Below are 19,833 nucleotides of genomic sequence, written 5' to 3'. Positions count from 1 at the left end.
GTCGCGGAAATACATCCGGCGGATTTTGCCCATCATTTCCATACTGATCACCCTGTGTTCTCCTGCTCAAAAATTGAGCAGAAGCAGTTGAACACCTGGGTCAGTTTTCAGTCGGCAGAACAGCCCCTACTGGGTCAGTTTTCGGTCAGCGGCAACACGATTGCCCGCTTTCAAAATCGGCAAGGGCTGAAGTTGACGCGAAATACCCAGCTACTTCAGACCTTCCTTAGGATTCTTTACTAGGATGTAGTTTACGAGCGTTTTTTGCTTCGGTAATTCTAACGATTTTATTGTTCCTCCGAATTTCCTCGGTAAGCTCCTGGATTTGCCCCTTAAGAATATGGTTCTCGTGCTCCAGCGAAACGATCTTGGTAAGGGCCAATTCGTAATCCTCTTTTAGACTTCCAAGTTTGACCTGAGCAGCCTTTTTAAGAGCTTTATGCTTCTCGACTTCTTGAGTAGGGGTCGGCTTAGCTTGCTCATTCTGAGCGGCAGCAGCAGCCTCTATCTCGGCAATAAGTTGTGCATGTTCCTCTCGGCTCTTTTTGATCGAACCTCGCTTTCGACCTGCCTCCAGAGCGACCGTATCCTTATTTATCGCAGAACCCTTGGGAACATTGAACGTTTTGTCCGCGATTAGCCGCTGTAGCGCGGCGCGGTAATCTTCGAGAGCACTCATCCCATCGCCTCCATTTTTTCACGAAGTCCACGCTTTTCGAGCTTTTCGTACAGCGCGTTGATTTCTGATTCAAGTTGCTTGAACTGCGGATTCTTTGGATTAAACAGGGCCTGCTCGCGTTTCAGGTTATTCACGCCGCGCTTGATACTCTTCAGGCTGCGGTTATCATCAAGAATTGATTTATCGCAATCGAGGCACGCAAAAATGCTAGTGAACGCGATTTTGTCGCAATGATCCGTGTTAGTACAGCCGCCAGTTGGGCCGGTCTTATAGACCATTTCACCTTTCAAAAATTTTCTTTGAGTCAATAATCTATCTGTAGTAATAACCAAAGGCTGGCCTTTATCGCGCGCTACTTGGATGCGATTTCCCTCTCCACCCCACAGGCGATTAGTGGTATTTATCACATCTGCCTCATATTGAATAAACTGAGCTACCCTGCGCTCGTGCTCCAGTTCATCCATCCAGTTCTGTGCATCATCCGTATTGAGAAAATTAACAGCAAAGATGCTGTCTTTTCGATAATACGAGGCCATTGCTTCTGTTAGTTGTTTAAATTGCAGCGCACTTGCTCCGAGTGAAAGCAGACCTGAGCGAGCTCCGTAAACTGCAAGCGAGCGACGGCATTGGTGAGTTGCTAGTGGCCACGGCTCGCCAATTTTTATAGTAGGATCGTCGCGCCAGTTGCGGAACCCGTCGAACCTCTCTAATTCGCAAATATCTTCCTCCCGTACACATAGGGCAGGAATGCCTGCAAGCAGTTCACGTTGGGTTGAATCAGGGATACTTCCGGCTGTTGGAGCACACTCAAAGTGCCAGGTGTGTTTATTTGCGGATCCGCTGCCTTCCTTTCTAGCAACTTTTCCTGGGAAAAGAGGAAACTGCCTTTTATTCGTGTCGTCCCATCCACATTTTAATGCTGCTATTCTGCCGACAGCACTGGCTGCATTGATACCTTTTTCTACAATATTGTGCGTAACCCAAAAAGTTGCGGTGTGGTTTTGAGCGGAGAACTTTGACGTGTAACCCTGCAAAATCTGGAAGGAGACATCGCCTGTATCAATTGACGTGTAAGAATCGGCAGGTAAAAAGTTTGCTTCGTTGTCTCGCATGCCAGAAAATAAATGAATCCAATATTTGGCGGCGGCTTGTATCTTTCCAAGATAGAAGTTTAGTAGTCGCCAATTTGTGATGGATAACTGTTCTAATAGCGATGTAAGTCCATGCTGGCTTATTGCGTCTGACCAGGGAATAGTTTCCTTGCTTCTATTGTGATGTGCTTGCGGAACTCCATATTGCGGATTGCCAATACGCTGCTCATATAATGAGCATATTCTGGCGGAATGACAATTGAAAATATCTAGCATGGTGCCTAAGGCGCAAATAAGCTCTCCATATATTCTTGAGGGAATAAGCTTGGTTTGTTGTGGTTCATCTAATTTTGCCTTGGGGAATTTGTTGTAGATTTCCTCCAGGCAAGTTATGAGCCCGTAGTTGGCCGGGGCAATTTCGAAATCTGGATGCTTGGCTCGTATTTCAAATAACTCTCTTATTACAGCCAGCATTAACTTCATTGTAGCAGGCGAAAGCGTGGAGAAGCTTGATAAGATAGAGGCGTGATGTGCGGAATTGTTGAATAGTTCGGTGAGGGATGCTTTGTTGTTAAATGCGAGTTTTGCCAGCTTTCGCGGGTACATCATCCTGACGGAGTTAACTTTTCGAGGCTTTCCAGCCAGATAAAGGCGCGCAAGTTGCATTATCTTCAATTCGCGCTTAATGCTTTGCGCCAGATCACTGGTTGGTGATGGGCACCATGATGAAAAGTTATAGACGCATTTATTTTTGGCGTCATACATGCGGACATCCCAGGTGTCGTGGCTAAAGCGCGAAACAACTGAGCCATCTAGTCCGCGCGACACCACAAAATCATCATCGGGAGAAAGATAAGATGAGAGATGGGTATAGCTGTCCGGGAGTCGGTTTTCTTCCCCTTCGCTGAACGTGAGGTTAGAAATGATGTTCAAGTGACCGCTCCTACATAAACCAATGTGTCAAAGTGTATTGCCCAAAAAGGGTCAAGTAATCCAGATTCGACTTCATTGCGTACGCGGCTGATGGTTTCTTCTAAAGTCGTGTCTGTGTCATTAATGGCTGTTAAGATTTCTTCGATCCGATGAATGGTCGGGCCAAATTTATTTTCCCAATGTTCATGGTCAAGCTGAGATTTCGCAGTTTGAACGAGATAGCGCAGCGATATTAATCGGCGTATATCTTCTTCATCTGCATGGACTGCGTAGAAATCACAAAACAAGCATGTTTCGGGGTCACGGCAAGATGGCTGTGGCGCCTGATCTGTGAAGCCAGGGGCCCGCCGCGGCTCAGTCGCAGACCCTTTCTCACAACTGCCAATGCCCGTAACCGCATCAAGTCGTTTTTCAGCCGTAATATGCACGGGAATAAGATCTAAATTGCGTGTGCGGGCTACTGCCGCCAAGTGAATTGCTTCAAAGAGTTCGGCCATTTGACTGGCAAAATCTTCAAGTGCTGGTCTGGAGTAATTCTTCCGCAAGGTTTTCTCGGTATTACCCAGTTTTTCTGCCGTCAAGGCAGTATCGCCACCGCTACTGCTAATGTATTGGTAACTTAAATTTTTTCTCCACTGGACGGCTGGCACCCAAGTAATGTTGGGGTGGTATTTTTTAAATACTGCTCTAAGTGTCTGGAAAGCGCTAGTTCCTATATAACCAATGGTGTCCGTTCTTTTGGGTGAAATTGGGAACACAAGGTGGCATGCTTTGCCATTTAAAATCCATTTCCGCAACTCAAGAATCTTCTCGAATATTGGGATGAATCGCGCCCCGAATTCCGGGGTGACTGATTTTCCGTCCGCTCTAGGCTTGGTGCCGTAAAATCTTTGACCTTGTGTGCTTGGTACGATTTCCGAATTATTAACATCAAGGTTCTGTGCAACACTTAGATTGCAGCCTGTTGCAGCAATGAATGCTAGCATTCCGGCAGTCATAGCATGGTTCGCTATCTGCAACCTCAGATCGGATCTTAGATCTGTAATACTTTCTACATGTCTTCTTTTTAAACTTTCATAGTTTGATTGTTGATGAAAGTTTTTCCACCTTGGTCCAGAAATATTATAGTGATTTTGCACTTCTTCCCATGTTGGAAATTGCGGGGTCTCATCGAGCAGGCGAAGAACGCTGAATTTTGCGTTATTGGTCTTTTCTGATCCTTGATGTAGGCTGTATAGATAGTAAGGTTCGCTGCCTGGTGAAACTAGGCGCATCGGAAAATCACCGCCATTTACTAATATGCGATGAGCTTCTTCCACAAAGTTAACCAGCGTTGCAAATGTCCTGGCCTGGATATCTGCGCTAGGCTGCTTCAAATTGACATGGTCCTGACCATGTACCTGAGGAAGAATGGTGGCTAGCGCCATAACCTCTTTGTCGTGCATGCCAGTCGCGAAGGTGACCACTGAACGCGCGGCAACTTGAAGCTTTGATGCCGTGGCTAATTTAATAGCCCCACCTCTGATGGAGGAGGTGTTCACCCTATGAAGTAAATGTTGAGTATATTCGATATAGGCTTCATTAATGGATTCAGCTTGATTAATGGAGTATTTTTGTTTTTGCGCATCCATCCAGTCAAAAAAGCATTTTGAGGTTGCATGTAATCCAATTGCCGATGCGAAGCTTTGTTTGAATCTGGCAAGCTCTATAATCTTGCTCACGACGGAGAGGCGATTAATGTCTAGCGAGGTCTGATCAACTTTGACGCCGTCATAGTTGCTATATCTATTTTTGCTTGCTCGATCTTTGCGGCGCACATAACATAGTGAGCCGAAGTCAAGATAGCGTTTGCCATTGGTTGCAATATTGTCGCCGGCGATAATAATCGATTGGGGATGAAGTACTTCGAAATCGCAATCGTTATGATCAACTATTACGATAGGGCGACACGTAAAGTTCTGGTCCATTGGCGCTTTCAAGAGGACGGGCTGTTAATGTGGGCGAACAGTTTTGTTTCAAACTCGTTTTGGATGTGGGTCTTCCACTCCAGGCGAGACTTATAGTTTAGGTACTGCAATGTCGTTGTCTTGTCTCGGTGGCCCATGCGTTGCTGCACATAGTCCAATGCAGTAGTAACGGATTTATCTCCAATTTGCTGTAACTGGCTTTCCAGCAAATTCATGCCAAATGTGGCACGCAGATCATGGAATGAGAAATCTTGGAAGTCAGGGTTATCAATGTGTATTCGCGGAGATAGTATTTCTCGGATATGCTGGCGCAGAGCAGCACCATCTTGAATTGACATCTGCTGTGCGCGATCTTTGATATGTGTATTCCTGCTTACGCTTGTGTCGCGCCTGTCAAACAACTCCTTTTTGCTGGTGTAATAAGGGGTGCCGTTTTTACTCAGGAATAAATAATTATCTTCTGTGTCGTTGTAAAATGAACGCTTGCGCCGCTTTATGGCTTCGGCGCTACGGCTATAAATCAACATATCTTTCACGAGCCAGCCCGGCACAAGCAGCGTCATTTGTCTTCCGCGCTTAGTGTCAATGAGCGTTCCAGCTCCGATTGGAAGTCGCAGATACCCATTTCCATCGAGCTTTCCGTGAAGGTGCTTGACTCGTAAGGTTCCTACAGTCTGAATACGGGCGCCTGTGAATAGAGCGAAATAAAACATTAGCTGATACTCACGAGACGACTTTAGCAGTGCTTCTAACACGATCACTTGATCGGTCACAGTGAGCGGGCGCAATAGTCCTCCATCATTGATGTACTCGGACTGAATCTGCCCCTTCGATGTTTTGATGGCGAGGTTGTGAGATTTAATTTTTACTGTATTTTCTGTGCCAAATTTAGAGGTTATGCTAATTTGCTTAAGGATCTCCTCAAAAGGTTCATTTTCAAGTTCCTCTTCGTTGATCAGGCCCCAATCTATTATTCCACGGTAAAAATTCACTACCGCATTTATTCGAGCGCTCGCTGTGCTTGAAGATAGCTCGCTGTTGTCGCGCAATTCTATTAGGTGCTTCTTGTAGCGGAAGGTGACTTTCAGGCGATTATTCTTGGGGAGGTGAAGGTAGTCCAGGTTTTCATCTTCTAGAAAGCGTAGGTAGTCGAGAAGGTGGTCTGCAATGCTTCTGAAAGTTCTAGACTCATAGCCACTTTCGCGCTGAAGTTTAGTGGTTAAGTAGAGGTTCGCTATTCTCCAGGGTTCACCATTGCCTTGAATAATTACTGGGAAGTTTGGGTAGTATCCGTCATCATTCTCTGAAATTTTATAATCAAGCAGATGCCGGCCAAGAGGAGCTGCCTCAGCATGGGATTCGAGAAATTGAACTTTTAACAAACGAAACTGAGGGATAAGAACGCGCCGTGCTTTTGAGTCATAACGGTCTTGCCCGGTTTTTCTCTTTTTCTGATTGCGCGACATGAGTGCCATTCGTGCCAGTCGGTTCTGTCCACATCGTCATACATGCGGATATTGGTGTCAACGCTGCTACATGCGGATTATCATCGGTGACCCGATCACGAAGAAAGCCATCGTGGTCGATCCGGGCGGTAATCCCGATCTGATCATGGCGCGGCTCGAGGCCCATGGTCTGAAGGTGGTGAGCATCATTCACACGCATGCCCATCTCGATCATTTTCTCGCGTCCGGGCAGATGAAGGAGAAGACCGGCGCCACGCTGCATCTGCACAAGGATGATCAGTTCCTCTGGGACAACCTGGAGATGCAGTGCAACATGTTCGGTGTGCCCTATACGCCGGTGCCGGCACCGGATCGCTGGCTGGCCGATGACGAGGAGCTGGCCTGCGGCTGCGGCGTGGCCCTGCATACGCCCGGGCATACGCCGGGCTCGATGAGTTTCTGGTTCGCCGACGCCAAGCTGCTGATCGCCGGCGATACCCTATTCCGTCGCGGTATCGGCCGTACCGATCTGTGGGGTGGCGACTACGCCACCATCGAGCGTTCGATCAAGCAGCGTCTGTACAGCCTCGACGAGGAGGCCACCGTGGTTACCGGCCACGGCCCGGACACTCGCCTGGGCGAGGAGATGCGCGAGAACCCCTTTATTCGCGCGTGACAGGGCACTAATGGCGGTACGCTGACTCAAATGGCCATCATCCACCGTTCATGGAGATGCCTTCATGTTCCGCCTTTCCCTGATTGCCCTTTGCTCGTCTGCGTTACTTCTTACTGGTTGCGCCTCGCAGAATCCTTATGACCAGAGTGCGCCGAGCTCCAATCGCACCGCCACCTATGGCGGGATCGGTGCGTTGGCCGGTGCGGCTGCCGGCGCCCTGATCAATCATGACAACCGCGGCAAGGGCGCGCTGATCGGCGCGGCGGTGGCCGGTGCCGCCGCGGCGGGCTATGGCTACTACGCCGACAAGCAGGAAGAAGAGCTGCGTCGCAGCATGCAGGGCACGGGCGTCGAAGTGCAGCGCCAGGGCGACGTGATCCAGCTGATCATGCCCGGCAACATCACCTTTGCCACCGACTCGGCGCAAATCGCCAGCAGCTTCTACCAGCCGTTGAACAACCTGGCCAACTCCTTCCGCCAGTACAACCAGAACAGCATCGAGGTGGTCGGTCATACCGACAGCACCGGTTCGCACAGCCACAACATGGCGCTGTCGCAACGCCGCGCACAGAGCGTGGCCGATTACCTGCTGGCGCAGGGTGTCGACCCCAGTCGCCTGAGCACCCGCGGCATGGGGCCGGATCAACCGGTGGCGAGCAATGCCACGGCAGATGGTCGCGCGCAGAACCGTCGTGTCGAGGTCACACTGCGGCCGTTGCCCGGCGTGCAGTGACCTGCGCGTATCGCTCCGACCTGCTCTAGATCGCAGTCCTTACCCGCTCAGGCTGATAAGCTTGGGCGGAACTTCGCCGCGCCCTAGCGGTTCGAAGGCTGTGGCATGTCTGCCCGATACCAAGAAATCCTAAGGAAACGTTATGAAGACCAGACGTAATCTGATCGCAGCCACTGCGCTCATGGCCATGCTGGCTGGCTGCACCACCAATCCGTATACCGGCGAAAGCCAGGCTGGCAAAGCCGGCATCTATGGCGGTATCGGCGCTGCGACCGGAGCGGTGATCGGCGCTGCCACGTCGAGCAAGAAGGACCGCACCAAAGGTGCACTGATCGGTGCGGCCGTCGGTGGCGCTGCCGGCGGTGGTTATGGCTATTACGTCGATACCCAGGAAGCCAAGCTGCGTCAGACCCTGCAGGGCACGGGCGTGCAGGTGCAACGCAATGGCGATGATCTGAAACTGATCATGCCGGGCAACATCACCTTCGCCAGCAACTCGGCAGATATCTCCAGCAGCTTCTACCCGACTCTCAATTCGCTGGTGCTGGTGTTCAAGGAGTTCGACAAGAACGGCGTGAACATCGTCGGCCACACCGACAGCACTGGTTCGCAGGAGCTGAACCAGAGCCTGTCGCAACGTCGCGCGCAGAGCGTGGCCAACTACCTGACCGGCAACGGTGTGCCCGGCCAGCGTATCTCCGCATACGGCGCCGGTCCGAGCCAGCCGATCGCCAGCAACGCCAGTGACGCAGGCCGTGCGCAGAACCGTCGCGTCGAGATCAACCTGCGTCCGCTGTAACGCCGCTCAGTCTCGCTCGAGGCCTCCCGACGGGAGGCTTTTTCATATCCGCCGTTAGCTTCTGCTGCGTCGCCACACAGCATGAAAGAAGGCGTTTGCGCCAATATTCCGGACCGCCCGTCGAGTCTCTTCTGGCCAAAGGCCATCCATTCCAAACCTGACTAGAATGCCTGCTAAGGTTCAGTGCAGCCCACGCACGGATGACCTGTGCGCGTTGGTTCTGGATGACCGAGGGAGAGCGAATGGACGACAGAGCTGTCGAGCGGCCGCCAAGGCCCTGGATACCGCTACTGGTTGCCTTGAGTCTGTTGTTCGGGCTGGGGGGCCTGATCTTCTGGCAATGGAGCGTCTTGCAGGAGCGGGAGCGGGAGGAGAGCCAGCAGCGCTTTCAGCTCGAAGCGCAGGATATCGGCCAGCGGGTCGTGGCGCGGATGCAGGCCTATGAAATGGCGCTGCGTGGCGTGTCCGGGCTGATGACCGGCAGCGACCGCGTGTCGCCCGTGGAATGGCAGCGTGCGCTGGACCAGCTGCAGTTGCAGGACCGCTACCCTGGTATTCAGGCCGTAGCCTGGTCGCGTTACCTGACGGCTGAACAATTACCTGATTTTCGCGCCGAGGTGCTGGCCGACGGGCGGCTCGACTATCAGATGTTCCCGGCGCAAGAGCGCGAACACTACCTGCCGATCGATTACGTGAGCCCCCTGGATTGGCGAAACCGGCGCGTGCTGGGGTTCGACATGCTCAGCGAGCCGACTCGCCTGGACGCCATCGAGCGCAGCATCGAGAGTGGCGAGGCGAGCCTGAGCGGACCTGTGGTGCTCCGTCAGGAGATCGATGTCAACGTGCAGCAGGGCGTGCTCCTGTTCCTCCCGGTCTTCCGTCCGGGTGTGCCCCTCAATACGGCGGAGCAACGTCGTGAGGCCTTGCTGGGAGTGGTGCATGGCGCCTTTCGCAGCCATGACCTGATGGAGGGCATTCTCGGCTCCCAGACCCGGCTTTTCGATATCGTCCTGACGGACCTGCGAGCGCCGGATACGGATCTGCTCGCTGGTGAAAGCCAGCCCAACGGCTGGCAACCGAAGTTTCGCGATCACCTGGAACTGCCGCTATATGGCCGGGTCTGGAGCCTGGATGTGATCGGCACGGTCGAGTACGAGCGCAATCTGATCGATCGAACGGGGACCCTGGGATTGTGGGCCGGCTTCGCTGCGACCGTGCTGCTGGCGCTCCTGGTCGGCGGCTATCTCTACCAGCGTGAGCGCAAGCTGCACCTCAGCGAGAAAACCGCGGTCAAGCTGCGGGAGCGTGAAGAACGTTTTCGCCTGCTGGTCGAGCGCCTGCCGGTGGCGACTCTGCTGTGCGACGACAAGGGTCGTATCGAAATGGCCAACCGCAGTGCCGCCGAGCTGTTCGATTGCCCGCTCAATGCGTTGCCGGGTGAAACCATACTGCGGGTGCTACCCAATATCGAATCACCGAGAGACCTGCATGAGCAGCTGGCCGAGGGCGACGAGCGCATCGTGCGCACGTTACGTGGCGAGTCCATTCCGGTCAGCATCAGCCTCAATCCACTGCACGAGGGCAGTAGCTACCTTATCAATCTGGTGGATCTGCGCGCCCGCAAGGTGGCCGAAGAACGCTTCCGTCTGGTGGTCGAGGCCTCGCCCAACGCCATTGTGCTGGTCGACGGTCTGGGGCGCATCGCCATGGTCAATCGGCAGACCGAGCTGTTGTTCGGCTACGAGCGCCAGATGCTGCTTGGCGAACCGGTGGAACTGCTCTTGCCGGCCGCACAGCGCGGCGGCCATGTGGCGATGCGTCGTGGTTACCAGGCCATGCCCGAGCAGCGCCGCATGGGAGGTAATCGCGAACTGTTCGGGCTGCACCGCGAAGGTCGGATGATCCCTCTGGAAGTCGGCCTGTCGCCGATTCGCAGCGGCGATGAAAATCTGGTTCAGGCGGTGATCATCGACATCAGCGAGCGCAAGGCGGCCGAGCAGAAACTGCGTGAGCAGGCCGAGCAACTGTTGTTGGCCAACCGCTATAAATCCGAGTTTCTCGCCAATATGTCCCACGAGCTGCGCACGCCGCTCAACAGCATCCTGATCCTCAGCGATCAGCTGCGGCAGAACCTGGCCGGCAATCTCACCGAGAAGCAGACCAAGCACGCCGATATCGTGCACCGCGCCGGCAGCGATCTATTGCAGTTGATCAACGATGTGCTCGACCTGGCCAAGGTCGAGTCCGGGCGCATGCAGCTCAAACTCGAGCCGATCAACATGCAGGACGTGCTGGTGGAGCTGGATGCCAGTCTGCGGCCGATGGCCGAGCTCAAGGGGCTGCGGTTGCACACCGAGCTGGAGGCCGGCGTACCTCGGGTTATCCACACCGATCGCGTGCGCCTGCATCAGATATTGCGCAACCTGCTGTCCAATGCGCTGAAGTTCACCGATCAGGGCGAAGTCACGCTCAGTGTCAGTAGCCAGGGCCGTCAGGAGGACGAGCGCGAGCTGCTCTGCTTCAGTGTGCGTGACACCGGCATTGGCATCGATCCGGCTCAGCATGAACAGGTATTCCAGGCCTTCCAGCAGATCGACGGCTCCATCAGTCGGCGTTTCGGCGGGACCGGCTTGGGGTTGGCCATCACCCGTCAACTGGTACTGGCGCTGGATGGCGACATCAGCCTGCAGAGTGCACCCGGTCAGGGCGCCGTCTTCACGGTTCGTCTACCGGTTCAGGCCGGTTCGCTCAGTATCGAGGCGCCGGTCGAGGGGCCGCAGCGCGCCGGCGACGGACCGCCGCTGCTGATCATCGAGGACGACGTCAATTTCGCCGCCGTGATCGCCGAAGAGGCCCACACTCACGGCTTCTCGAGCGTGCACTGCCGCACGGGGCTGCAGGCCCTCGGGCTGTTGCAGCAGGAGTCGTTCAACGCGGTGATCCTCGACATCCTGCTCCCCGATCTCAGTGGCTGGCAGCTTTTCCGTCGTCTGCGTGCACAGCCGACCCACCGCCACACGCCGGTGCATATCATCTCCTGCGTCCCGCAGCCGGCTGGCTGGAACGATGACGGTACGCGCTACCTGGTCAAGCCTATCGGCCGCGACGAGCTGGAGCAGGTGTTCATCGACCTGCAGCATGGCGCCCAGCAGGGGCAGGCGTTGCTGCTGGTGGAAGATGTCGAGGTGGAGCGCGAGCACTACCGCGAGCAACTCACTGAACTGGGCTTTCAGGTCACCGCCTGCGCCGACGGCGAGCAGGCGCGCGCGGCCTATGCGCAGGGGCCGTTCTTTGCGCTGGTAGTGGACCTGGACCTGCCGGATCAGGACGGCTTCGCCCTGCTCGAGAGCCTGAACCAGTTGCGGCCGCTGCAGGGCATGCGTGTGGTGATCAACACGGGGGTGGACGTCACCCAGCAGACGCTGCAGCGCCTGCGCCGCTACAGCGCGGTGGTGGTGCGCAAGCATGGCGATGACACCGGCGCGCTGTGTCAGGCGGTGCAGGGCTTCCTTGGTGACGTGCGTGCGCCGCAACCGGCCAATGCGCCGAGCCTGCTGCAGGGCAAACGCATCCTGCTGGTGGATGACGATGTGCGTAACGTCTATGCGCTGACGGCGCTGCTGGATGAAGTGGGGTTGCGCGTCAGTTCCGCCAAGGATGGCATCGAGGCCATCGCCAGCTACCAACGCGACCCCTTTGATCTGATCCTGATGGACATGGCCATGCCCAACATGGATGGTTATACAGCCACGCGCCTGCTCAAGCAGGAGCATGGCTGCGTGATCCCGATCATCGCGCTCACGGCCCATGCCATGAAAGGCGACCGGGAGAAGTGCATCACCGCCGGGGCGGACGATTACATGGCCAAGCCGATCAAGCGCGATGAGCTGCTGGCGCTGCTGGAGCGTTGGCTGGGGATGCCAACCCTACCTTCCTCCGACGATGGACTAACCTGATGGTGGGAGTGAGTCGTGCAAGGGCAGATGGATAGGGGAGTGACGATGGCCCAGGCGCAGAGCAAGAACGCCGCCGTACCCGCCAAGCAGGTTCTGCTGGTGGTCGATGACCGTATGGAAAACCTCGAGGCCATGCAGGCGCTGCTCGAGGATGGTGAGTGGCAACTGCGCTGCGCCAGTTCCGGCGAGGAAGCGCTGCGCTGCCTGCTCGAAGAGGATGTCGGGCTGGTGCTGCTCGACGTGCAGATGCCGGGCATGGACGGCTTCGAAGTCGCCCGGCTGATGCGCGGCAACCCGCGTACGCGGCTGACGCCGATCATCTTCGTTTCCGCCATCGCCCAGACTCATGACGCGGTACTGCGCGGTTACAGCTCTGGCGCGGTGGATTTCGTCCTCAAACCCTTCGATCCCAGTGTGCTGCGGCACAAGATCCACAGCCTGCTGGAGCACGAGCACAATCGCTGCGAGTTGCAGACACTGTCGCAGCAGCTGGAACGAGCTCGAGCCTTCAATGCCTCGGTGCTGGACAATGCCGCCGAGGGCATTCTGGTGGTGGGTGAGGACGGCCGCATCCAGTTCGCCAACCCGGCCATGGCGCAGATGCTCGATGGCGAGGTGGGCGACCTGGAAGGCGTCGATCTGCTGTCGTTCCTGAAGAATCCGGCCAGCGAAGGTGGCTGGCTGCAGTCAGAGTTCTACCGGCACTTCAAGCGCGATGCGACTTACCGCGTGCACGAAGCGATGATGCGTACGTTCAAGGGCGGTTGCCTGCCGGTGGCGCTGTCGTGCTCGCCGTTACCCCGGCAACAGCGCGCCATGGTACTGATCGCCCTGGACATGTCAGTGGTGCGCAACCTGCATGCGCAGCTGGAGTCGCAAGCGGTGACCGATTCGCTGACTGGCCTGCTCAATCGTCGAGGTTTTCATCAGGCGCTGGAGTCGGCGCTGGCGCGTATCGAGCGCAGCGGCCAGCGGGTCGCGGTGCTGTATCTCGATCTGGACGGATTCAAGCGCATCAACGATTCGCTCGGCCACGATGTCGGCGACCAGTTGCTGCGTCGTGTCGGTGAGCAGCTCAAGGCCTGTCTGCGCCCGTATGACAGCCTGGCGCGTATCGGCGGTGACGAGTTCACCGCGCTGCTGGACAACCTCGGCCATCCCGAGGACGCGGCCAAGGTCGCGGAGAAGCTGATCGAGCTGGTCTCGGTGCGCCACACCCTTGATGGCGTGGACTTCACCCTGGGCGCCAGCGTCGGCATCGCCTGTTTTCCCGAGTGCGGTCAGAGCGTCGAGGGCCTGCTGCGCTCCGCCGACATGGCGATGTATGAGGCCAAGCGCGCCGGTCGCCAGCAGTACCGTTTCTTTTCCCGGAGATGAACGGCCGCGCGCGGTCGCGGCTGATGCTCGAGGAGAGCCTGCGCCACGCCATCGAGAACGATGATTTCGTGCTGGTGTACCAACCGCAGTTCCAGCTGGAAACCGGCCGCCTGCGAGGGTTCGAGGCCCTGCTGCGCTGGCAGCACCGCGTCGCCGGCACCGTTGCGCCGAACGTGTTCATTCCGCTGCTCGAGGAAACCCGACTGATCAACCGTGTCGGCGACTGGATCTTCCGCGAAGGCGCCAGGCAACTGGCGGACTTCAAGCAGCAGTTCGGCGAGGACATGGTGCTCAGTCTCAACGTCAGCCCGGTGCAGTTCGGCATGCCGCAACTGGTCACCGACCTGCAGCGGGTGCTCGATGCCCACGGCCTCAAGCCCAGCCAGCTGGAGGTGGAGGTCACCGAGAGCGCATTGATGCAGGATCTGGAGCTGACCCAGGCGCAGTTGCGTCATCTGCGCGAGCTGGGGGTGAAGATCGCCATCGACGACTTTGGCACCGGCTATTCGTCACTGGCGTACCTGCGTCATTTCGAGCTGGATACGCTGAAGATCGACCGCCTGTTCATCTCCAACATGCTCGATTCACCGCGTGATGCCGCGGTGGTCAGCACCATCATCGATCTGGGCCGGCACCTGGGGCTGGAGGTCATCGCCGAAGGCGTCGAAACCCAGGAGCAGCGCGAATGGCTGACGCGGCATCACTGCACCATCATGCAGGGCTTTCTGGTGGCGCCGGGCGTGCCGGCCAGCAGCGCGTTGCAGGTGCCGGCCCAGCTGGATTGGAGCAGGCTGCCCCTGCCGCGCGGCGATGAATGAAGCGCCGCTGGCGCTTCAGGCTTGTCGGTGCAGGCTGGCGAGCTCGGCGTCCTTCTCTTCCCACAGGCGGTTGACCCACTGCTGGAAGGCCAGACGGTAGTCGCTGTCCTGATCGTAGTTGCGACCGATGAATTCGCGGGGAATGTCGACCTGCTTGAAGTTCACCTGCACGGCATCCAGACGGCCGCAGAGCAGGTCCCAGAAGCCCGGCACGCCATGCGGGTAGTGGATGGTGACGTTGACGATGGCGTGCAGTTGCTCGCCCATCGCATCGAGCACGAAGGCGATGCCGCCAGCTTTGGGTTTCAGCAGGTGCTGGAACGGTGACTGCTGCTGCGCATGCTTGGCCGGGGTCAGTCGCGTGCCTTCGAGAAAGTTGAATACCGCCACCGGGTTGCTCTTGTAACGCGCGCAGGCACGGCGCGTGGTGGCCAGGTCCTGGCCGCGCTTTTCCGGGTACTTGGCCAGGTACTCCTTGCTGAAGCGCTTCATGAAGGGAAACTCCAGTGCCCACCAGCACAGGCCGATCACCGGTACCCAGATCAGCTCCTGCTTGAGGAAGAACTTCAGCAGCGGCATGCGTCGGTTGAGCTGGTACTGCAGCACCAGGATGTCCACCCAGCTCTGGTGATTGCTGGTCACCAGGTAGGAATGGCGTGTATCGAAGCGTTCCAGGCCCTGGACGTTCCAGTCGATATGGCCGACTAGGCGCATCCAAAACTTGTTCACGTCGATCCAGCTTTCCGCGATGCCATGCATGATGAAGCGCAACGCACGCTGGGCGGGTGCGAAGGGCAGCAGCAACTTGAGCAGGGCGACGAAGAACAGCGGCCAGCACCAGAACAGCGTGTTCAGGGCCAGTAGCAGGCTCGCGATCAGGCCGCGCAGTGGCGCGGGAAGAAAGTGCAGCATCGGGCGAACGCCTCCGTAGGCAGGCTGCACGCCCGGCGGGCAGCCTGAGAATGGGGCTTTCTCTGTGCCCCGTATCGGTCGAAAGAGCTGCGGCGTTCCGTGCCGCGAGCTGGTTCGGCGCCAAGGTTAACGCTTGTGCACTGACCTGCAAGTGCCAGTGTTGACCATCTGGTTCCGGTAGTCGCAAAAGCCCAAACCTCAGCCCGGAGGCAATCCCGGGGAAGGCTGGCCCAGCGCTCCCAGGTTGCCTGCGGACCGATTGCATCCCTTCTGCTGGCCGCTTGATCTCAGCTCGGCAAGTCGGCTGCCTGGATCGCGGTGAGGGCGATGGTGTAGACGATATCGTCGACCAGGGCGCCGCGCGACAGATCGTTCACCGGTTTGCGCAGGCCCTGCAGCATCGGGCCGACACTGATGCAGTCGGCGCTACGCTGTACGGCTTTGTAGGTAGTGTTGCCGGTATTCAGGTCAGGGAACACGAACACCGTGGCGCGGCCGGCCACCGGGCTGTTCGGCGCCTTCTGCCGGCCGACGCTTTCGATGGCGGCGGCGTCGTATTGCAGCGGGCCGTCGAGCAGGAGATCCGGGCGCTTCTCGCGGGCTAGTCGGGTAGCGGCGCGTACCTTTTCCACTTCCTCGCCACTACCGGAGTCGCCGGTGGAGTAGCTGAGCATGGCCACGCGCGGCGGGATGCCGAAGGCCAGTGCCGAGTTGGCGCTCTGCAGGGCGATCTCGGCCAGTTGCTCGGCATTCGGGTCCGGGTTCACGGCGCAATCGCCATAGACCAGCACCTGGTCCGGCAGCAGCATGAAGAACACCGAGGACACCAGGTTGTAGCCGGGGGCAGTCTTGATCAGCTGCAGCGCCGGGCGAATGGTGTTGGCCGTGGTATGGATGGCGCCGGAAACCAGGCCGTCCACTTCATCCAGCGCCAGCATCATGGTGCCGAGCACCACGGTGTCTTCCAGCTGCGCTTCGGCCATCGGCGCATTGAGGCCCTTGCCCTTGCGCAGCTCGACCATCGGCTCGACGTAGCGACCGCGAATCAGGTCCGGGTCGAGAATCTCCAGGCCTTCCGGCAGCTCGATACCCTGTGCCCGGGCGACTGCATGCACGTCTTCCGGCTTGGCCAACAGCACGCAGCGGGCGATGCCGCGGGCCTGACAGATGGCGGCTGCCTGCACGGTACGTGGTTCGCTGCCTTCGGGCAGAACGATGCGCTTGGCCGCGGCCTTGGCTCGTTGCACCAGTTGATAACGGAAGGCCGGCGGCGACAGGCGCAGCTCGCGCGGCGTGCCGCAGCGGTTGGCCAGCCAGTCGTGGTCGATATGGCTGGCGACGAAGTCGGAGACCTTGCTCGCACGCTCGCGGTCATCCAGCGGGATTTCCTTGTTCAGGCGATTGAGGTTGGTGGCCGTGTCATAGGAGCCGGTGCTCACCGTCATCACCGGCAGGCCGCTGGCCAGAGCGCCCTGACATAATTCCATGATGCGTGGATCCGGGGCGAAATCGCTGCACAGCAGCAGGCCGGCCAAGGGCACGCCATTCATCGCCGCCAGGCTGGCGGAGAGGATGATGTCGTCGCGATCACCCGGCGTCACCACCAGGGTGCCGGGCTTGAGCAACTGCACGCTGTTGGCCACGGCGCGGGCGCAGAGCACGATCTTCATCATGCGCCGTTGCTCGTAGTCACCGGCGTTGAGGATGCGTGCGCCGAGCAGCTCGGCGATGTCCTTGGTGCGCGGCGCGTTCAGTTCTTCCTGCCAGGGAATGCAGCCCAGCAGGCGGAAGTTCTCGGTCTTGATCAGTGGCGAAAACCCTTCCAGGCGTTCGGCGAAGGCTTCGATGCCATCCTCGCTACGCACCTTGTTGAGGATCACGCCGAGCACCTTCGGGTCCTTCGGGCCGCCAAACAGTTGCGCCTGGATTTCGATGCGGTCGGACAGTTCGGTGAGGCTTTCGTCTTCCGGTGCGCTGACCAGGATCACGTCGGCGTCCAGGCTCTTGGCCAGGTGGAAGTTGACCCGTGCGGCGTAGCTGGCGTGGCGCGTCGGCACCATGCCTTCGACGATGACCACGTCCTTGTCGACGGCAGCCTGCTGGTAGAGGCTGATGATCTCTTCCAGCAATTCATCCAGCTGGCCGTCGCCGAGCATGCGCTCGACATGGCTGAGCGGCAGCGGCTTGGGCGAGTTCAGACCATGGGTGCGCGCGACCAGTTCGCTGGAGCGCTCCGGGCCGAGGTCGCCCGCATGCGGCTGGGCGATGGGCTTGAAGAAACCGACCTTGAGGCCGCTGCGCTCCAGTGCGCCGACCAGCCCCAGGCTGATGGAGGTAAGACCGACACCGAAACCGGTGGGGGCGATGAAGAAGGTATGCATGAATAAACCTCAGTCGAGCAGGGCAAGGGTATCGAGGGCGATCTGCCGCTCTTCGTTGGTCGGCACCACCAACACGCGGGTATGACCCTCTGCGTGGATCGCACCTGCGACGCCACGCACGCAACGGGCGTTGGCCTCGGCATCGAGTTTCAGGCCGAGCAGGCTCAGGTGGTCGAGCGTCTTGCTGCGAATCAGCGCCGAGTTCTCGCCGATACCGCCGGTGAAGATCAGCCCGTCGAGGCGACGCAGTGCGCAGCTCATCGAGGCCAGTGATTTGGCCAGGCGGTAGCAGAACACCTCGATAGCCAGGCTGGCGCCGATGTGTCCCTGATCGCGCGCCTGCTCCAGGGTACGCATGTCGTTGGACAGGCCGGACAGGCCGAGCAAGCCGCTGTCCTTGTTGAGCATGCTGTCGATCTGCTCCAGGCTCCAGCGCCAGGCGCGCGACAGATGGCTGTGCAGGTTGGGGTCGACATCGCCGCTGCGCGTGCCCATCACCAGGCCTTCCAGCGGTGTCAGGCCCATGCTGGTGTCGCGGCTGTGGCCGTTCTCCACGGCGCAGGTGGAGCTGCCATTGCCCAGATGTGCGACCAGCCAGCTGCTGGCGTCGAATGCCAGGCCGCTCATTTGTGCGGCCTGGCAGCTGACGTAGCGATGACTGGTACCGTGGAAACCGTAGCGACGCACGCCGTGTTCGGCGTAGAGCGCCTGCGGCACGGCGTAGCGGTAGGCGTGCTCGGGCAGGCTCTGGTGGAAGGCGGTGTCGAATACGGCCACCTGCACCAGGTCGGGGAACAGCTTTATCGCCGCTTCGATGCCCTGTAGGTTGGCCGGGTTGTGCAGCGGCGCCAGTGGCGCGATACGTCGGATCGCCTGCAGGCTGGCGGCATCCAGGCGCGTGGCACCGGAGAAATGTTCGCCGCCATGAACCACGCGATGGCCAATGCCGTGCAGCTCGCCGGCGGTCGCCTGCTGCACGATAGGCAGCAGGTGAGACAGGGCCAGGCGATGGTCGGCGCCTGGTAGCACCAGGCTGTCCTTGTGTTCGCCCTGTTGCCAGTGCAGCACCGCCTCGGGGCTGCCCAGGCGTTCGGCTAGGCCGCTGAGCATGAAGGTTTCCTGCGCTTCGTTGACCAGGGCGAACTTGATCGACGAACTGCCGCAGTTGATCACCAGAATGTTGCGTGCAGACATTTAAGCTTCCTTGAAGTCATCGTGCGACCGATCCAGGGCGCACCAGCCGCAGGGGAAGAAACTACCCTGCCTGGCCTGGCGCTGTCCGGGATCGAGTACCCAGGGCCGATTCTGCCAGGGCGGTCGGTGACGCACATGCTGAGTATGGCCACAAGATAAGACTGCCACCCAGTCGCCGTGCTCGTCCTGACGAAAATCAAGGATTCGCACGACCCGTTTGTCCGGGCTCGGGTCGCAATCCCGGCTGGCCTTGGTTAGACTTGGTCGTTCATTTCTCTTTCGCAAAAGGTCTCCCCATGCTGATCGCCGCCAACAAGGCCGTCTCCATCGACTATACCCTGACCAACGATGCCGGTGAGGTGATCGACAGCTCCGCTGGCGGCGCGCCGCTGGTTTATCTGCATGGTGCCGGCAACATCATCGCCGGCCTGGAAAAGGCCCTGGCCGGCAAGAAGGCCGGTGACGACGTCGAAGTCTCCGTCGAGCCGGAAGAAGCCTACGGTGAATACAGCGCCGAGCTGGTCGCTACCCTGAGCCGCGCCATGTTCGAAGGCGTCGACACCTTGGAAGTGGGTATGCAGTTCCACGCTTCCGGCCCGGACGGCAGCATGCAGATCGTCACCATTCGTGATATCGACGGCGACGACGTGACCGTCGACGGCAACCACCCGCTGGCTGGCCAGCGCCTGAACTTCAAGGTGAAGGTCGTCAGCGTGCGTGACGCCAGCGAAGAGGAAGTGGCTCACGGTCACATCCACGGCGAAGGTGGTCACCACCACTGACAGGGCGAGTTGCCGATCAGGCGACTTGCGGTCGTACCTACCGGGTCAACCGCTGCTAAGCTCAAGTTTGTGATTAAGGCGCCTCAGGGC

General features: G+C 58.2%; 14 protein-coding genes and 1 pseudogene. 7 read left to right on the top strand and 8 right to left on the bottom strand.

The genetic code is table 11. The annotated features are described in order from the left end of the window. Positions 1-243: hypothetical protein (locus tag B3P22_RS22820; RefSeq protein ID WP_296272624.1), on the top strand; the 243-nt coding region annotated here is incomplete at its 5' end. On the opposite strand, the gene B3P22_RS22815 is transcribed toward B3P22_RS22820, so the two are convergent. The 4 genes from B3P22_RS22815 to B3P22_RS22800 are packed head-to-tail and all read right to left on the bottom strand — an operon-like array spanning position 227 to position 6,136. Then, positions 227-679 carry a hypothetical protein gene (locus B3P22_RS22815; protein WP_178082916.1) on the bottom strand — a complete coding sequence of 151 codons (453 nt, stop codon included), beginning with the start codon at positions 677-679 and terminating at the stop codon, positions 227-229. The two genes, B3P22_RS22820 and B3P22_RS22815, sit on opposite strands and share 17 nt — an antisense overlap. Next, positions 676-2,703, bottom strand: coding sequence for a hypothetical protein (locus B3P22_RS22810; RefSeq protein ID WP_146602985.1), 2,028 nt, complete (start codon positions 2,701-2,703; stop codon positions 676-678). Before B3P22_RS22810 ends, B3P22_RS22815 begins: the two co-directional genes overlap by 4 nt. Next, positions 2,700-4,670 carry a hypothetical protein gene (locus B3P22_RS22805; protein WP_146602986.1) on the bottom strand — a complete coding sequence of 657 codons (1,971 nt, stop codon included), beginning with the start codon at positions 4,668-4,670 and terminating at the stop codon, positions 2,700-2,702. Before B3P22_RS22805 ends, B3P22_RS22810 begins: the two co-directional genes overlap by 4 nt. An 8-nt stretch (positions 4,671-4,678) precedes the next feature. Beyond that, positions 4,679-6,136, bottom strand: a complete 1,458-nt coding sequence (locus B3P22_RS22800; RefSeq protein ID WP_158545574.1) for a tyrosine-type recombinase/integrase — start codon at positions 6,134-6,136, stop codon at positions 4,679-4,681. Positions 6,137-6,206: 70 nt separating this feature from the next. On the opposite strand from B3P22_RS22800, the gene B3P22_RS22795 reads away from it, so the two are divergent. The 5 genes and pseudogenes from B3P22_RS22795 (at position 6,207) to B3P22_RS22775 (ending at position 14,474) form a co-directional block, all read left to right on the top strand. Further along, complete coding sequence (locus tag B3P22_RS22795; RefSeq protein WP_349681641.1) at positions 6,207-6,791, top strand: MBL fold metallo-hydrolase; 585 nt, start codon at positions 6,207-6,209, stop codon at positions 6,789-6,791. Between the two features lie 64 nt (positions 6,792-6,855). Continuing rightward, entirely contained in the window at positions 6,856-7,524 is a 669-nt protein-coding gene (locus B3P22_RS22790; protein ID WP_296272623.1) for an OmpA family protein, read from the top strand. Positions 7,525-7,666: 142 nt separating this feature from the next. Then, positions 7,667-8,323: an OmpA family protein gene (locus tag B3P22_RS22785; RefSeq protein ID WP_197855374.1), complete on the top strand. Its 657-nt coding sequence runs from the start codon at positions 7,667-7,669 to the stop codon at positions 8,321-8,323. Positions 8,324-8,565: 242 nt separating this feature from the next. Next, positions 8,566-12,279 carry a response regulator gene (locus B3P22_RS22780; protein WP_275546682.1) on the top strand — a complete coding sequence of 1,238 codons (3,714 nt, stop codon included), beginning with the start codon at positions 8,566-8,568 and terminating at the stop codon, positions 12,277-12,279. A 45-nt stretch (positions 12,280-12,324) separates the two neighbouring features. Further along, positions 12,325-14,474: pseudogene (locus tag B3P22_RS22775) on the top strand (putative bifunctional diguanylate cyclase/phosphodiesterase). 15 nt (positions 14,475-14,489) lie between these two features. Here B3P22_RS22775 and B3P22_RS22770 read toward each other — a convergent pair. The 4 genes from B3P22_RS22770 to B3P22_RS22755 form a co-directional block, all read right to left on the bottom strand. Then, positions 14,490-15,386, bottom strand: a complete 897-nt coding sequence (locus tag B3P22_RS22770; RefSeq protein ID WP_275546681.1) for an acyltransferase — start codon at positions 15,384-15,386, stop codon at positions 14,490-14,492. Positions 15,387-15,673: 287 nt separating this feature from the next. Then, positions 15,674-17,767: a phosphate acetyltransferase gene (pta, locus tag B3P22_RS22765; protein ID WP_275546680.1), complete on the bottom strand. Its 2,094-nt coding sequence runs from the start codon at positions 17,765-17,767 to the stop codon at positions 15,674-15,676. Between the two features lie 9 nt (positions 17,768-17,776). Beyond that, positions 17,777-18,961, bottom strand: a complete 1,185-nt coding sequence (locus B3P22_RS22760) for an acetate kinase (RefSeq protein WP_296272622.1) — start codon at positions 18,959-18,961, stop codon at positions 17,777-17,779. After that, complete coding sequence (locus B3P22_RS22755) at positions 18,962-19,246, bottom strand: DUF3565 domain-containing protein (protein ID WP_275546678.1); 285 nt, start codon at positions 19,244-19,246, stop codon at positions 18,962-18,964. A gap of 11 nt (positions 19,247-19,257) precedes the next feature. Here B3P22_RS22755 and B3P22_RS22750 point away from each other — a divergent pair, with 11 nt between their 5' ends. Further along, complete coding sequence (locus tag B3P22_RS22750; RefSeq protein ID WP_197855367.1) at positions 19,258-19,743, top strand: FKBP-type peptidyl-prolyl cis-trans isomerase; 486 nt, start codon at positions 19,258-19,260, stop codon at positions 19,741-19,743. Positions 19,744-19,833 lie beyond the last annotated feature (90 nt).

The sequence above is a fragment of the Pseudomonas sp. UBA6323 genome (assembly GCF_002439135.1).
GTDB lineage: Bacteria > Pseudomonadota > Gammaproteobacteria > Pseudomonadales > Pseudomonadaceae > Aquipseudomonas.
The sequence above is the reverse complement of the archived record's forward strand: the minus strand, read 5'-3'. Positions and strand labels throughout refer to the sequence as shown.

Bases quoted from the DNA above. Each gene is read 5' to 3' on its own strand.
- B3P22_RS22815 (WP_178082916.1), bottom strand. From the start codon at position 679: ATGAGTGCTCTCGAAGATTACCGCGCCGCGCTACAGCGGCTAATCGCG.
- B3P22_RS22805 (WP_146602986.1), bottom strand. From the start codon at position 4,670: ATGGACCAGAACTTTACGTGTCGCCCTATCGTAATAGTTGATCATAAC.
- B3P22_RS22800 (WP_158545574.1), bottom strand. From the start codon at position 6,136: ATGTCGCGCAATCAGAAAAAGAGAAAAACCGGGCAAGACCGTTATGAC.
- B3P22_RS22795 (WP_349681641.1), top strand. From the start codon at position 6,207: ATGCGGATTATCATCGGTGACCCGATCACGAAGAAAGCCATCGTGGTC.
- B3P22_RS22790 (WP_296272623.1), top strand. From the start codon at position 6,856: ATGTTCCGCCTTTCCCTGATTGCCCTTTGCTCGTCTGCGTTACTTCTT.
- B3P22_RS22785 (WP_197855374.1), top strand. From the start codon at position 7,667: ATGAAGACCAGACGTAATCTGATCGCAGCCACTGCGCTCATGGCCATG.
- B3P22_RS22780 (WP_275546682.1), top strand. From the start codon at position 8,566: ATGGACGACAGAGCTGTCGAGCGGCCGCCAAGGCCCTGGATACCGCTA.
- B3P22_RS22770 (WP_275546681.1), bottom strand. From the start codon at position 15,386: ATGCTGCACTTTCTTCCCGCGCCACTGCGCGGCCTGATCGCGAGCCTG.
- pta (WP_275546680.1), bottom strand. From the start codon at position 17,767: ATGCATACCTTCTTCATCGCCCCCACCGGTTTCGGTGTCGGTCTTACC.
- B3P22_RS22760 (WP_296272622.1), bottom strand. From the start codon at position 18,961: ATGTCTGCACGCAACATTCTGGTGATCAACTGCGGCAGTTCGTCGATC.
- B3P22_RS22750 (WP_197855367.1), top strand. From the start codon at position 19,258: ATGCTGATCGCCGCCAACAAGGCCGTCTCCATCGACTATACCCTGACC.